Raw genomic sequence first — 16741 nt, 5'->3', positions numbered from 1 at the left:
GTCCATAACTTGTTGATTTTAGAATGAATAAATATTGTAAAATCGTTTTTAGTAACAGTTCTTTGCAAAAATACGACTTTATTTTTATAAATTGAATTTAAAGTCTGTTTAAATTTTATAGAAATATTTTTTAACAGCCTATCCTAATAGTAACAAGTCGATTTTCAAGCCATTAAGATTATTTTAATTTAATATGGGTTATTACCCTTCCACCTTAAACAGCCTCGAATTTTCTGAAAATCAATCTTATCCTTTCTTGAATAAACTCTAATCAGGACTTTTAATATACACCAAAGGCCGACTCCATTAACAACAACAGAACGGCCCTTTTGGTTTATTTAATCAACACAAATAAAAGCATTCCACACTTATCTCTCCATTTCAAGACAGAGCATAATAAAAGGTGCGACACCTTTAGGATCATTATCCCTAACGATTTCATTCACATAATAGTCAAACGAACCGTCTCGATAAGGTTTTCTTCCTCCTAACCCGGCGACACCGCAAATACGAGTCAAAGAGACGATACCTTTATCATCTACTACTATAAAATTATCCAAAATACCCTGATAAGCCTTTTGAGCGATCGACAAACTTTTTTCAGGCAAATATCCTTTACGCACACCTTTAGCAATCGCATAAGCATACATAGGCGTACAAGACATTTCCAAATAATTACCTTCCCTTTCCGGCATATCTACGACCTGATACCAAGCTCCCGTACGTTGATCCTGATATTTCGGCAATATTTTCACAAGATCATTTAGAATCAAAATCATTTTATCCCTGCCCGGTTGATTTTCCGGAATAAAATCCAAAGCATCTACAATAGCCATCATATACCAGCCTAATGCCCTACCCCAAACATGCGGAGCTTGCCCGGTTTTTAAGTCAGACCAAGGCAATGCCTTTATCTCGTCCCATGCATGACGATAAAGACCGGTTTTCTTATCATACGTATGTTTCGCAATGATCAAAAACTGACTTACAACATCTGCAAAATCTTCCGGTTCATTAAATGTTGCGGCATATTGAGCATAAAAAGGTGATCCCATATAAATTCCATCGAGCCACATTTGATACGGATATATTTTTTTATGCCAAAATCCTCCGTCCGAAGTACGAGGCTGGGAAGCCAACTGTGCCCGCAATGTATCCATTGCGATTTTATAACGCGGATCTTTTTCCCGTTCATATAGTCTGAACAAAATCTTTCCCGAATTTACATGATCCAGATTATAATTTGTCTTTTTATAGCCATATATCCGACCATTCTCGTTGATCATCGTATCGGCAAACTGTTTTACATATTTATAAAGATAATCTCCTCCATAGCGGTCATAAACATCCAAAAACGCCTGACATTCAAGTCCATGACAATAATTCCATTTCAATTTTGTAGAGAAATCGAGCATCCATCCCTCCGGATTACGAATAATCTCAGACTGACACATCCTTACCGACATCGGAAGTTCGGGATTCACTGCCCATTTTGTTTTCGATTTAGCGAAAATTCCAGAACAAGCCAATAACATCATCGACAAAAATACGGACTTTCTCGTCAGGTCTTTCAAGGTTTGTTTCATATAATTAGCGTTTTAAAATTACTTCGACTGATAAATAAAAATATTCCTCTACTTTTTCAAGACTTTCAACGTCTTTCTTCCCTGCTCTGTTAGCAAAGAAATAAAATAAGTTCCCTTATTCAGCATCGAACCGCCTATGCTCCAATTGTACATTCCGGCACTCTGAACACCCCGATCCCAAGAACGTACAAGCTGCCCGGAAGCAGAGATCAATGAAATTTTTGTCCGGGTTCTATTCTTTAATATATAAGTAAGCGTCAGACTATCCCGAAATGCAGTTTTATCGATCCTTATCTCCGGGGACAATTGCTCTGCCAAAATATTCGAAGGGCTCATATCCTTGCTCAAGCCGGAAATCTTGACATCCTTCAAGCAAATCGTTTTCCCATTTGCCACAGAAGAATACCAAGGATATATACGTATATAAAGAATCTCTCCAGCAGATAACTTCAACATCGGATTGACCGAAATTTCGTTCAAGACCCCGTTCGACATATTTTTCTGCTCACTCAATGTCATTACAGCCGAAATATCGGAAGATTTGAAATAACGCGCCCGATAGCACATACCATTTCCTCCCGAACCGGCAATAACGAAACTGATATTATCTACGGTAAACGTTTTTCCTTCCGGTATAGAAATTCCGAACTGAATATAACGATCTGCGACCTCATCCTCTTCTTTAGGCCATGATCCTCCCAAAATCAAGTTTCGTTGAGATTTTTCCGAAATACCACCCACACGGTTATAATCCGAAACGGACATATTGCTCCAGCTTTCGGGAAGAGCCTCTATTGGTCCGGATACAACGGATTGCTCGTCTCCATCCAGTTTCCAAACGACTTCCGACCGCACTCCGGTCGATGCATCCAATCCCGTTCCGGAAAGGAGTATCTCTTTTTTCATCGCTCCGGTAGTCAAAGCCAAAGTTCCGGTTATATCTCCCGCTATACCAGGGACAAAACGTACATAAAAAGAAGTATAAGCCAACTCTCCGTTTTCATAAGGCAACCTCAAAAAAGAAGTATAATCCCCCTCCTTTATCAAAGAAACTTCATATCCTTCAGTAACAGTTATCGTCACCGAACCGTTAGCCGGATCAAGAGACGAACCGCTGACAGAAAAAAGATACTCCGATGAAGAACCGACATAAACCATTCCGAAATCACACTCCGATGACGGGCTGACCATTAAAGACGGAGCAACAGAAAGACAATCCGACAAAATGTTCTGTCTTAACAATTCCTCAGCCGCTAATCGGGCAAAAACAATAGCGCCATTCATCTTAGTATGCGTTCTGTCTCCGGAGGCATATAATTCTGAAAGGGCTTTCGTCTCGCCATATTCTTCCACTAAAACTCTTGTCAACTCGGTATGATCGACGACAGGAGTTCCGGTTTCTGCAGCAACCTCACGAACAGCAGCGGCATAATCTCCGTCTGCCGTTATATGCCGCCCGGTCTCCGAGATCTTATTTCCGGAAAAATTACATCTTACAACAGGGGTAAACAATACGGGTACTCCCCCGGCAGCCTTTGTCTCGGACACGAACATTTTCAAATTCGATTTAAACTCGGGAATAGTAGAACCGGTTCCTTCCACATTTGTCTTCTCATCATTATGGCCGAACTGTATCAAAACATAATCTCCCGGAGATATTTTTGCTTTCGAAGCATCCCATAATCCTTCCGAAATAAAAGATTTACTACTCCGACCGCTTCGGGCATCATCAATTACCGTAGCGGCATCCGACAAGACGAACATAGATAATGTTTGCCCCCAACCCACCTTTTCGGTAGTTGAAGGATCATATTCAGCCATCGTAGAATCCCCGATAGTAATTATCTTTACCTTCGCATGTACGGAAAACGTAAAAAACAAAAACAGTATTACCGATCCCAAAAACCTCATAATCAAAAACACAATAAACCTAAAACAATCTTTTTACCTTACACTCACACGAAATACATTTACTTGTTTGCCCGAAACCACACGCAAAACATAAAAACCCGAAGGCAATTCAAACGAAACACTTTCTCCGTCTCCCGTTTTTTTCAGAACAGCGCTCCCGTTTATTGCAAATACATCTACCGTAACATTACCCGATATACCCGCAAAATGAATCCGATTTCCCGAAACACAAACTCTCATATCGCTATTCTGTTCCAAATCCGAAATAAGACCTCCCGTCTCCGAAGATTTCAATGTCCATCGAGAATCACCCACTTCATCCCCGACAAAATAGTCAGTAGTCAAAATATAAGAATCATAGTCTTTCGAAATGACAGAAGCATTAATCCGCGTATTGATTTTCAAGTCACCGGTTACCTCATTCTCAATCAGGCAATTTTGGATATACGCCTCATCATTCAATACGACTTTTTTCGTTTCAAATCCTGAAATTATACAATTCTCCAATCTATAAACAGAACCGGTACAAGCCCCGGTAGCAATAATCTCATTAGACGCTCTTGCCGCATTTCCGGTCTGAGTCTCATCCGCATCCGTCCCGCAATCCAAAATCGTCACGTTGCTCATTTTGAAATTCAGAGGTACAGCCCCCCCATTTACAAAAACTCCCCCCGAACAATTAAAAAACGAGCTATTTGTCAATTCCGTTTCCGAAAGCTCAGCTTTAGCAAATCCCAAAACAGAATAATTGGGGCTTGCCTTACACATATCATGAAAGACCGAATTATCGACTTCCAGCTTACCGATTACGGCAATATTCGTCTTGTCATCAGCCCGAACAGCACCACGCCCATATCCGTAAATTTCGCAATTTCTAAACGAAATTTCCGGAATCGTCTGAGCTTCCCCCGTGACGCTGATCAGATATTTGCTGTCAGTCGGTTCTTCATCGGTACGATCATAAAATAAAATAAGACCATCTAAAGCAATACTTGCTCCATTTTTAATTTTAAAAGTCACCTTTTCCAACACCGGAGGTTCTATCAAGCCCGATTTAGCCTTTATCGTGATATTTTTATCTACCGTCAACTCCTTTCCTATAACCTCGCTTGTCACTTCCAGCACATCTCCGGCAGAAGCATTCTTCAACAATGTCTCCAAAGAAGTCGGGACAATAGGCGTATAATCTACAACTTTATTTTGATTCTCGGTAATCTCTGCAACAAGGCTGTTCATATACACTTCAAGATTCGTATAACCCTCAGAGTTAACAATCTTTCCGTCTGCCGCATTATTTTTATTCAATCCGTGAGCCTCTTCCCATACATCGGGAATCCCATCACCGTCCGTATCTATCAATTCCGCTTCTGTTACTCCTCCGTCCGATAACTCCGGCCATGCACTTGTCGCCCCTTCCGGTTTAACATCATCTGGTAAATCTATTAATCCCGGTTTACTTTTCGCATCCGCAGAAACGCTTCCGGTATAAGTCGTTATCCCGTACTCCGTCTCCCTCACTATGCGGGCATCCACTTCATCCCTTGCAAGAGAGCATCCCGCATACAATAAAACACGCCCCAATGCCTGAGTTGCCGTATGAGTAGTTACAACATCCGTTTCCAAAGGAGTATCTAATTTAATGGTGTCTTTTGTAACCTGAGTATATAATCCGTCACAAGAATTATTGTCGATCTGTTCATAAATACCTTTCGTCCAATTATCTTTCGTTACGTCCGAATAACCTTCGACAACATTTCCGTCGACATAATATTTCCCCCAAACATGTTTCATGGGAGCAAAATCAGGGTATTTAGAAACATAGCTTTCCGTACGAATGCCGATTCCGGCAATCCGATACCGCACCTTAGCAGAAGTTGCCGCACTTTTTGTTGCCGGTCCGGGCTTATAATAATTATTTACGATATTTATTTTCATTCCCTCACCACCATAACAACCATTACCCGACCAGTTATAAATTACATTATTCCTCAAATCCATATATTCTCGTGTCTGAGTTCCCGCTTTCGGACCTAAACGAGGAGCTCTGCTGTCATGATGCGCCAATAAGTTATGATGATAAGAGGCCTTAGCACCACCCCAGTTACCTCCATATCCATGCGTGCCTTTTTCATGTCCTGCCGTCCGCAGGCTTTCTGAAATAATGCACCATTGTAAAGTCAAGTTATCAGACCCGTACAACGAACAGCACTCATCTACAGACCAACTGATAGAACAGTGATCAACAATGATATTCTTTTTTCCCCATCCGCCTAAAGCATCTTCCTCTGTTCCACTCTCATTTCCCATACGGAAACGCACATAACGGATAATAACATTATTCGCCGACACGGATACCGGCCAACCTGCGATACAAATACCTTGTCCGGGAGCTGTTTGTCCGGCAATAGTAATATCGTCATTCGCTATCTTCAACGTACTTTTCAGAAAAATAGTCCCGGCAACATCAAAAACGATTGTTCTCGCTCCTTTCTGCACAACAGCATAACGCAAACTTCCCTTCAATCCGGTATCTTCAAGCGTAGTCACATGATAAACAGTTCCGCCTCGTCCTCCGGTCGTATAACGACCGTGCCCCTCTGCTCCGGGAAATGCCGGCGTTTGCGCCTGCACACAAACCAACGAAAGTATCGAGATTATAATACAGATAGATATGTTTTTCATTTGCAATAAACTTTAATGATACAAAGATATACATGACCAGCACTTAACAATGTGTAGGAATCAACAGAATAGGTGCATTTATTGTTATTCCTTGTTCCTGTTATTCCTCTTCTATAAAACTTTCTAAAAAATAAAAGTCCGGAAGTATAGATTCTTTCCGGACTTTCATCTCAAATACACACATTAATAATTAATAAATGCTATCACAACATTTTGAACACACTTGTCTTTTTTTCTGAAACGATACGAATAATACAAGGCTGAACAGTGCTTATCCGGAAAGTACCTTCCGATACTTTTTCCCGTGCCAAGACTGTACCCGTTAAAGAATAAGCGCTTACTGTCGCCGATTCCGGAATATTTCTAACCACGATCTCATCACCGTTTCGATAAGCAATGTAATCCGGTAAATCAAGAGTTTCTATCCCGGATACATCAGCCTTAACAACTTCCGACAATTCGCTCAACATACCATATTCACTCACTCCCTGAACTGTATATTCATCACCGGACTGCATCAGCTCATCCTCATATACCAACTCCGCCGCATCTGCCTTTACAAAACCTATCGTAGATCCATTCTTTTTTACGACATAACAGATGACATACTTCGAAGCTTCCCAACTTAACGTCTTACCTTCTATCTTCAAACCGGACGGTGCTTCGACACTCTCCGTCATAATCGCCGGATCCCAATCATCACTTCCACTCATTACATTTTCGATCGTATAAGCTGCAGCCTCTTCATCAGTCAGCGAATTTTTGGCGTAACCTTCAATCTTATTCTCCTTCATGGTTACTCCGTTCTCATCTTTTTTCGGTTGTCCGGTAGATTCATCTATAATTGTTTCTCCTTCATAATAATAATAATAATCATTACGCAATGACACATCGACCGGATCTCCGTATGCATCTACGGTTTTATAGTCTGCCCATATTTCCGGAATACCTCCCATCGTAAAATACCAGCCTTTTGCATAAACAGGGACTTTGCATGTAGTATATAAAAATACCGTCTTAGGCGAATCGTGCCAAGGTCTGCCGAAATAAAGCCCTTCGACATCAGCATTTCCGTCGATAACGCAATGATCAAAGACATAGCCCCACTTTTCTTCCTTCTTATGATTCGGTGCAACGATATATCCTCCCGATTTACGGGTATTATACAATGTACATTTATTAAAGAATACATCCCCGGCTCCATAAATATAATCGACAGCACCTTCGATAAAACATTCGTTCAAGAAATGACGTCTCCCCGTTTTATTCGAAGTAAGGTAAGTATCCTGATAGCTTCTCAACTTACATCTATTCAAGATAGCCCGGTCACTATAAGTACACAGAGCAAGGGCTTGAGGTCCGTCCTGCGCAGTTATTCCGTATTCGTTTTCAAACGAAATGCCCGTCGCATAAAAATTATCTCCGGTGACATATACGGTAGCCCCGTCAGTTGGAGAATAGACAGGCTTGCCCAAATCATTATCCCCGCTGACTCGGTCGTCCGAAATAATAACACTCTCCGCATCCTCCCCGATCAGATGAATATACGGTTTTGCAATTTCAAGATGGCCTTGATATTTTCCCGCTTTAATATAAATCAACCACGGAGATGTACGGTCGGAAGGTGCGGCATCGATTGCTTCTTTTACAGACGTATAATCACCTGAACCGTCCTGTGCTACTACGACATCAAAAACTTTTGCGATCGGGTCGGGACGACTCATTGTCGTAAACGTTACTGAGAACGCTTCATTAGGTATCCCCGATACATTGGTTACAAAACCGGCCGGAATATCGACAGAATAAGGGGTATCGTACGCTAATTTCGTATAAGGCAAAGTAACAGACGTAGATCCATATTCAGGGACTAAAGAGATTCCGTTCAATACGACATCTCCCGTACCGGCTTTTATTTTTTTGTTAAAGTTCAGAATTAATGCTCCATTCGCAGAAGCTGAAGAAGAACCCTCAGCCGGAACTGACGAAGCCAATACGGGAGCTTCCGGATCATATTCATTCTTAGGATCGGCAAACACGAATACATTAGCCAAAGTCGTACCATCATTCCCCGAACCCAATATCGTGCTTGTTTCATCAGCAATCCAACGAATATAAACCATAGATTGATCCTCCGCTTCAACAGGAAGTTTTCCGATACAATCTTCCCACAACGACTGTCCGTAAACCGAAGAAAGATCTATCGTCACAAGGTCTTTAAAATTTTTATTATCTAACGAATACTGCATTTTTTGCTTAGAATATACTTGATAACTTCCGGACATCAGCGATGTAACCTCTATATTCGTATATCCTTTAGTCGAAAACTGAGCCTGAAAATAACGCCGGGAACTGAAATCTGTCGTCCAAAGCCGAGCATTTGCATGTGCCGGAGTGTATTCTGCAGCATGGTATAACCAATTTACCGATGCTCCGGTCGGTTCATAAGCCGAAAGCAACCCCTGATTCGTAGATTCAGAATAGAACGGTGCGGGAATCTCTTTTCTTTTTTCAGCACTGGCAGCATCATTAAAATCCCAGCCTACAATAAAGTCCTTTTGATCGAAATTCGCTGAAAGCTCTACATTCCCGGTTATCTGAACAGTACGAACTTTTTCTGTCTGACCATCGCTCCAGCCTCCGAATATCGTCACAGGGTTATCTACCACTGAAAGCGTCACGATAGTTCCTTCCGGATAAAAATTATCCTCTGCCTCAGGAGAAAAAGAGATTCTACCCCACCGAGAACCGTTGACAGAAACAGTCAGCTTATACAAAGTCAGTTTATTGAAATTAGCGGTTATTTTCCGATCGGTATTTAAAACAAGTTCCAACTCCGGATCGCTTCCCAATACCGCACCGCCATCATCATCCGTCCAGTTTACGAATTCATATCCAAAAGCCGCCTCTGCAGAAATTTTTACCGTCGAATTTATATCATAAGTCTCCGATACCGGAAAAACAGATATATTCCCCGCACCTTCGATATTCGTTTTTGTACTCAACGTTACCTGTTCGGCCGTAGAAACATAATCGCCATAAATGTCGAGACTAAGCAGGAATGCATATTGAGAACCATTCAAATTATAAAAGCGGATAGATACATTCTTTTGTTTTTCTTCCGGAATGGAAATAGAGACCAAATGTCCCTGTGTATCTTTATATTTCTCGTTATTAGAATCATAATAGTATGTTCCGTCCAATGGCGTATCGAAAATCGTTTCCCACTCAGACTGACCTTCATACTTTATCTGCACACCCAATCCCCGATCATTTCCGGTAGCAGCTTCTACAAATTCGATCTTCGTAACCGACTCCAAAGCAGAAATTTCGATAGCAGAATTATCCTTTTTTTCTGCCCGAATATAACCGGGAGTCACATAAGAACTGGTAAATTTAGAATCTGTTCCTGTCGGAGAAACAACTACCTGAGACAAAGAAAAAGAAAAATCCTCGTTCGAAAAATGAGTCTTTGCAGGTACAACGACTGCATCATCGCTTGCAGAAGAAGATTCCCAATCTTGAAATGTCGTAGAATACAAAAGTTTCTCTTCTGCACGGATCGAACCGATCACCGACAAACATAAAAGAAATAAAAATCCGAATCGTTTCATCATCTGTTTCATGGTTATAATTTTATATTTATACTATTTAACTGTTCCTATTATCTGAGGATACCACTCATCGTTTCCACCCAATATATTTCTTAAAGTTATCTGATCCGCCTCTTTATTCGTAAGCTGATGCGACCAGCTAACCCGACCTTCACAATTTCCACCCTCACCCCGACTTTTATACTCGCCATAAAAAGTTGTCTTTTCAGCATCGGGTTTCCTCCAATTATGCCACCCTTCAGGAGAAATATGGCTACCCATATCACATTCAATAAACAAAGTCCGGGCAAAAGGACGCCAAGGACGCCCCAAATAAACATTTTCGACAGAGTGATCTGCCGTCAACCGGCAATTATGGAAAACATACCCGTATGCCTTTCCTGCCGGAGTCGCCGCTGCAGTAAGATACCCTTCTGAACGTTTACTGTGAATTGTACAGTTCTCGAACCACGCAGTAGATTTTCCGAAAATAAAATCGACCGTTCCTTCGATATAGCAGCCTTCGTAATATTGCCGGCTATCTTTATCATAAGTATAAAGAGTATCCTGAAAGCCCAGAAAACGACAATTCCGGAATATAGAACGATCTCCGCTCACAAAAACGGCAACAGCCTGTCCAACAGGCCCTGCACTATTCTCGAAAGTCATATTCTCAGCTATAAAATCCGGAGCGTAAACATAAAATGAAGCAGAACCCGAAGTAGACATCTCCTCTCCGAATACATTCATTTTAGAAGCATAATCATCATAAGTCAAAATAGTCTTAGTTCGGGACTCTCCCATAAATGAAACATTTATTTTACTCTCCGGCAAAATAACCTTTTCTTTATAAACGCCTTCCCGTATATAGATCGTCGTACGCCCTTTTTTCCTGAAATCAGGTACTGCATCAATAGCTTCTTGTATAGTAAAAAAATCTCCGCTACCATCTTTGGCTACAACGTAATCATACATCACGATATGAGAAGCAAGAGCAGGAATAGTCTCTTTTATAGACTCGGCGACCATACGGGCAATTAACCTCGCACCTTTCACATTAAGATGAGTATTGTCTTGTTTCCCTTCAGGCAATGCTGCATAAATTCCCGGCTCGACCCAGACAAAAAGAGAAGTAGATTTTTCCTGTCCATACCGTTCCAGCAAACTGGCAGACATTTTATTTAAATCGATTAATAAAACTTGTTTTTCCTTAGCAACAGCTCTTACCGCATCGGTATATTTCCCATGTGTATCTGCTAATGTACCGTCCGGGTTAAACTTCCTACGGACAATAGGCGTAAAAAGTATCGGTATTGCACCGACTTTTCGGGTCTCATCTATATATTTCCCTAAATTTATCTTATAGTCGGTTTCCGCATCCGAATGACGGGCAGTATCGGCTTTTTGATCATTATGCCCAAATTGAATAAACACATAATCCCCTTTACGAAGCTTTTTCCGCACGAGCTCCCAATGTCCTTCATTCCTGAAACTCCGCGTACTGCGTCCATTCAAAGCTCTGTTATCGACATGAATATCCGGAGTCAAAAATCCGGAGAACATTTGTCCCCAGCCTCGTTCAGGATTCCCACCCGAAAGAGGTTTATCGGCCATTGTCGAGTCTCCGATCATATAAATGACAGGAATGCGCTCGACATCGAACGAACAAAAAATGCACGTAAATAATGTAAATAAGATATAGTAGGATGTGTTCTTCATTTATAGACATTTTATCATGTCACAAAAATAAGACGCACAATCCTATTCAAAAGAGTATTTTTTGACACAAATTGTGGAAATTTTTCCACAGAATCAAACTTCCGGAATTTTAAGGATCTGACCGACCTTCAAGGAGGATGAATGCAAATTATTTATTTTTTTCAACAAATTAGTAGTAACACCCGGGAAACGTTGCGAAATAGTCCATAAACTCTCTCCCCGAGTGACCTTATGATAATGATAACGATCATAGGCAGGATTGCGCGGATTACGTGCCGTCGAAATATTCTTCCTACTCGAAACCGGAGAAATAACGGCAGTTTCGTTTTTTACTTCTTTCGTAGATTGTGCAATAAAAGTCGAATCTTTAGACATGACAGTTATACTATCCGGTTTCTCGACTTTTTTAGAAGGAGTTTTCCGAGCGAGTTCGGCACGATAAACTTTCAGTCTTCGCCCGGCTATGATATTATTATTCTTTAAATGATTCCAATTGCGAAGATTCCGGACAGAAACACCATAACGATTGGCGATAACAGAAAGGGACTCTCCTTTTCTTACACGATGATATACCCAACTGCCGCCTCCGGTCGAAGCATAATAACCTGCAGGTTCGACAGTTGTTCGCCGACCATATATCTCAGATTGATAATTGACGATAGAATCTTTCGCATCGATAAAAGCGTAAGCCTGCTGCGCAGGCAGACACAACGTTCTCAAACGGGTATCTCCCGGAATAATATCTTTTCGATATTGCGGATTAAGCCCTCGTAATAGGTCCATAGGAATCTCCAAAACATCAGCAATCTGCTTCAAATGAATACGATCGCTGATCTGTATCGTGTCAGTCGTCAAGGGCAGGTCGGTAAGAACCGGACAAATATTATGTTCTTGGTAATAATGCATCACATAATTAGCCGCAATAAACGCAGGTACATAGCCCCGGGTTTCTTTCGGCAGGTAATTATAAATTTCCCAATAGTCTTTTTTGCCACCCGAACGGCGGATCGCTTTATTTACATTTCCCGGACCACAATTATAGGAGGCTATGGCAAGAGGCCAGTCTTGATAAATATTGTACAATTCTTTTAAATATCGTACGGCTGTCTCTGACGAACGAACAGGATCTCGACGTTCGTCGATCAAGCTATTTACTTCAAGACCTAAAGGCTTTGCCGTACCGATCATAAACTGCCATAACCCGGTAGCTCCTGCACGGGAAACAGCATCCGGACGCAAAGCCGATTCGATGATCGGCAGATATTTCAATTCAAGAGGCAATCCGGCTTTTTCAAGAGCTTGTTCGAAAATAGGAAAATAATAGGCACTCAGACCGATCATCGTTTCTACCAATTCACGACGCTTCTCGGTATAAAGAGTTATATAACTTTTTACAACCTGATTATACGGCATTTCTATAACAGTAGGTAAAGCCGCCAAACGCTGAATATAAACAGAGTCCGGATAATCTATATTAACACTGCTTCTTATGCAATTTTCATCGATTATGGCATATTTCTTTAAAAACCAACTGGACAGAAGACTATCGACATCAGCTTCAAGGCTTTCCGGCAAAACGATTTCCTGATCTGAAATCGTGTCTTTAGCCGTTTTGATTTTCTGAGGGTCGTCTATCGTTCCCCAAACAGGGAATAGCAAAACCGAAAAAAGAAATATAAGCACTATTTTCTGCATAATCAATTCATTTTTTTTAAAAAGTTATCGCACATTGCAACCCCAATGAGGTACTCGAAAATGGCGTAGGCTCCATTACAGCCGGAAGCAAATGCATCGAAACATCAGGCGTAATATCAAAATGATATAATTGAGCATCGACATAAGCATCGATCATGGCCACGACATAAACCCCGATCATAGATATGATACATAAATCCCGATTACGACGGTAAAAATCTTTCTTTCGTTTCATCGCACTTTTCAGCCACTCGGTATTCGATTCGATCCATGCTTTATCATTACGCCGGTTATACGGAAGAAAATTTATATAACTATCGGTAGTCGGATCACTATCCATGACATCTCGATATGCCTGAGAATAATCGGTATAATATCGGCCATTCCAAGAGACGGCATACGTTAATCCCATAAACCCGCCTATTACAATCGGTAATTTCCAATATCTCCGGTTATAAATCTGTCCCAGACCCGGAACTAATGCCGATAACCAAACGGCTTTCATCGGATCGGGATTGAACACGACACTATCTCTACGGTCGACCTCCAATCCGGTAGTATCGACAACATCGACAGACCTCTCTGTTCCGATGACATAAAGAGAATCTTTTCCGGTAGAAACTTCTGTCTGTACTTGAGCCGATACCGGGACAGCCGACATCGGGATTAAAAGACATATAGTTAAAAAGATCCCCAGTATTTTATGTCTGCATATGTAATATATCCCTGTCAAAATACTATTTCAGTTTATCAAAGATAGCGATCAAACGTTCCAACTCCTCCTCATTTTTAAAAGGAATACTAATCCGTCCTTTTCCTTCATCGTTACAGGTAAACTGAACTTTTGTATTAAAAAATGAAGAAAGGTGTTTTTTCAGAATATCATATTCTTCACGCGAAGTAGGGCGAGAAGGGACTTTCGGCTTCTTCGCCTCTTCTATCGAATGTCCTTCGGAAAGACTTTTCACGATTTCTTCGACTTTACGCACAGAATAACCGTTCTCTTGTATCAGTTCATACACTTTCAATTGAAGTGCAGGGTCATCGATCGACAGCAAAGCCCGCGCATGTCCCATATCCAGCAATTTGTTCTTCAGCCCCATTTGAATTTCGGCCGGCAGTTTCAACAAACGCAGATAATTAGCGATAGTCGTCCTTTTTTTACCTACCCGGTCGCTCAACCGTTCTTGAGTCAGATTATACTGTTCGATCAATTTCTGAAACGTCAATGCGATTTCGATAGAATTCAAATCTTCCCGTTGAATATTTTCTATCAGCGCCATCTCCATCATCGTCTCATCCTCTGCGGTACGCACATAAGCCGGAATGGTTTTAAGACCGGCCATAATAGAAGCCCTGTAACGACGCTCCCCGGCAATGATCTGATAAGTTCCGTCCGATATCTGACGTAAAGATATCGGCTGTATAATGCCCAACTCCCGAATAGATGTAGCCAATTCCGACAACGCTTCCTGATCAAATTCCCGTCTGGGTTGATCCGGATTCGGCTTTATTTTTGAAATTTCTATTTCATTTATCGACGAAGACCCTTCCGTTTTCACCTCATCCATCGTAATAAGTGCGTCGAGTCCACGCCCCAAAGCGTTTCTTTTAAATGTAGCCATAGTATGTCGCCCTTTTATACCTGCCGGGCAAGACAGGTTTATCTTATAAAATCAACTCTCTCTTTCGATCAACTCTTTTGCCAGTTGCATGTGGTTAATACTTCCGCGAGAATCCGGATCGTACAATATCGCCGGAATCCCATGACTGGGAGCTTCGCTCAACCGGATATTCCGCTGAATAACGGTAGTAAACACCATATCCCTGAAATGCTTTTTCAGCTCTTCATAAATTTGATTGGCAAGTCTCAGCCGAGCATCGTACATAGTCAGCAAAAAGCCCTCTATTTCCAAAGCCGGATTCAATTTGGATTTGATAATCTTAATTGTGTTCAATAATTTACTAATTCCTTCCAACGCAAAATATTCGGCCTGAACCGGAATAATAACCGAATCCGCAGCGGTTAAAGAATTAACGGTTATCAAACCCAACGACGGAGAGCAGTCTATCAAAACATAATCATATTCCCGCTTGACCTCATCCAGTAACCGTGACAACACTCGCTCTCGGTTTTCTACATTCAAGAGTTCCAATTCTGCACCGACAAGATCGATTCTCGAACACACGATGTCCAATCCTGAAACACAAGATCCGACAATCGCCTCACGCAAAGAATTTCCGCCGATCAGACATTCATAAATCGATACAGAAACCGTACGAGGATCTACCCCGAGTCCTGAAGAAGCATTTGCCTGTGGGTCGGCATCGATCACGAGAACTTTTTTGTCCAACGCGGCTAATGATGCGGCCAAATTGATCGAAGTAGTGGTTTTCCCCACTCCTCCCTTTTGATTGGCAATAGCAATAACTTTACCCATAACACAAAATTTTATCGGGAGCAAAGTAACCGTTTTTTATGTTCTGCTATTTATCAGCACACAAAAAAATGTCCCGATTGTTGATAAGTCGGCTTTATTGTTAATAACATCAATAAGATTCCGAATATACGTAAAGTGCTCACTCATCGTGACAAAGATAAATAAATTTGACGGATACTACTGTGCCTTTCAATTAATTTAGCACTCGAATAAACTACACGTTAAAAAAAGCGGTCTGAAAAATGTTTATTTTGTACATTTGCATACAAAGAACCTGACAATTAAAATATATATGAAAGTCCCAGCCACAGAAAAAAGACCGCTTATTTTAGTAACGAATGATGACGGAATAGAAGCAAAAGGCGTTCACGAACTGGCAAAAATGATAGAAGATTTGGGCGACATCGTAGTCGTAGCACCGGATAGTCCCCGTTCCAGCCAATCGAGCGCACTATCTGTCGGCATTCCTCTAAGGCTCAATTTGATCGAACATTACAGGAACATATCTTTTTACCGGACAAACGGCACACCGGTCGATTGTGTAAAACTTTCTATGAATCAACTGTTCGACCGCCAGCCTGACCTTTTATTATCCGGAATCAATCACGGTTCGAACTCTGGCGTCAGCATTGTTTACTCGGGAACGATGGGAGCTGCTCTGGAAGGCTGTATAATCGGAATCCCCTCTATCGGTTTCTCTCTTACCAGTCACGAACCGGATGCAGATTTTTCGCCCTGCCGGGAAATCGTAAGGGAAAGTTGTAAAAAAGTCTTGGAAAAAGGGCTTCCGCCTTCGGTCTGTTTAAACATCAATATTCCGGCAATTCCTCGTCCGAAAGGTGCACGCATCTGCCGCCAGGCTCAAGGCTACTGGACCGAAGAATACGACCACCGTATCGATCCGCACGGGAAAGATTACTATTGGCTGACCGGCCGTTTTATGAATTTAGAACCCGAGAATGAAGATACTGACGAATGGGCACTTGCTCACGGTTATATCTCGATAGTTCCATGCACTTGTGATCAAACAGCCTATTCCGCCATTCCGGAAATAAATGATCTTACCTATTGGCGGAATTAAATTATAAAAGATTTATGTTTAAAAAGTTGTGCATAT

General features: G+C 41.4%; 10 protein-coding genes. 1 reads left to right on the top strand and 9 read right to left on the bottom strand.

The window, feature by feature from the left end; all coding sequences use genetic code 11:
* Nucleotides 1–368: 368 nt before the first annotated feature.
* From AC1WHX_RS04290 to AC1WHX_RS04250, 9 genes are all read right to left on the bottom strand, one after another.
* Nucleotides 369–1586 (bottom strand): glycoside hydrolase family 88/105 protein, encoded by a 1218-nt coding sequence (locus tag AC1WHX_RS04290; RefSeq protein ID WP_009319617.1) that lies wholly within the window; start codon nucleotides 1584–1586, stop codon nucleotides 369–371.
* Nucleotides 1587–1634: 48 nt separating this feature from the next.
* Nucleotides 1635–3497 (bottom strand): GDSL-type esterase/lipase family protein, encoded by a 1863-nt coding sequence (locus tag AC1WHX_RS04285; RefSeq protein ID WP_303116950.1) that lies wholly within the window; start codon nucleotides 3495–3497, stop codon nucleotides 1635–1637.
* Nucleotides 3498–3530: 33 nt separating this feature from the next.
* Nucleotides 3531–6179, bottom strand: coding sequence for a DUF4957 domain-containing protein (locus AC1WHX_RS04280; RefSeq protein WP_009319615.1), 2649 nt, complete (start codon nucleotides 6177–6179; stop codon nucleotides 3531–3533).
* 203 nt (nucleotides 6180–6382) lie between these two features.
* Nucleotides 6383–9802: a pectinesterase family protein gene (locus tag AC1WHX_RS04275; RefSeq protein ID WP_122337510.1), complete on the bottom strand. Its 3420-nt coding sequence runs from the start codon at nucleotides 9800–9802 to the stop codon at nucleotides 6383–6385.
* A gap of 21 nt (nucleotides 9803–9823) precedes the next feature.
* Nucleotides 9824–11488 carry a pectinesterase family protein gene (locus AC1WHX_RS04270; RefSeq protein WP_278584202.1) on the bottom strand — a complete coding sequence of 555 codons (1665 nt, stop codon included), beginning with the start codon at nucleotides 11486–11488 and terminating at the stop codon, nucleotides 9824–9826.
* 93 nt (nucleotides 11489–11581) lie between these two features.
* A complete protein-coding gene (locus AC1WHX_RS04265; RefSeq protein WP_278584203.1) occupies nucleotides 11582–13183 on the bottom strand; it encodes a LysM peptidoglycan-binding domain-containing protein in 1602 nt (533 codons plus the stop codon).
* Between the two features lie 16 nt (nucleotides 13184–13199).
* Nucleotides 13200–13844, bottom strand: coding sequence for a DUF5683 domain-containing protein (locus AC1WHX_RS04260; protein WP_278584205.1), 645 nt, complete (start codon nucleotides 13842–13844; stop codon nucleotides 13200–13202).
* A gap of 76 nt (nucleotides 13845–13920) precedes the next feature.
* Nucleotides 13921–14808: a ParB/RepB/Spo0J family partition protein gene (locus tag AC1WHX_RS04255; RefSeq protein ID WP_009319610.1), complete on the bottom strand. Its 888-nt coding sequence runs from the start codon at nucleotides 14806–14808 to the stop codon at nucleotides 13921–13923.
* 51 nt (nucleotides 14809–14859) lie between these two features.
* On the bottom strand, nucleotides 14860–15624 hold the full coding sequence (locus AC1WHX_RS04250) for a ParA family protein (RefSeq protein ID WP_022390364.1): 765 nt from the start codon (nucleotides 15622–15624) through the stop codon (nucleotides 14860–14862).
* A gap of 292 nt (nucleotides 15625–15916) precedes the next feature.
* Between AC1WHX_RS04250 and surE the strand changes: the two genes are divergently transcribed.
* Nucleotides 15917–16705, top strand: coding sequence for a 5'/3'-nucleotidase SurE (gene surE / locus AC1WHX_RS04245; RefSeq protein ID WP_302544748.1), 789 nt, complete (start codon nucleotides 15917–15919; stop codon nucleotides 16703–16705).
* The last annotated feature ends 36 nt before the right edge of the window (nucleotides 16706–16741 follow it).

The organism is Coprobacter sp., from assembly GCF_982436375.1.
Note: the sequence above shows the minus strand (reverse complement) of the source record. Positions and strands in the feature narration are given on the sequence as shown.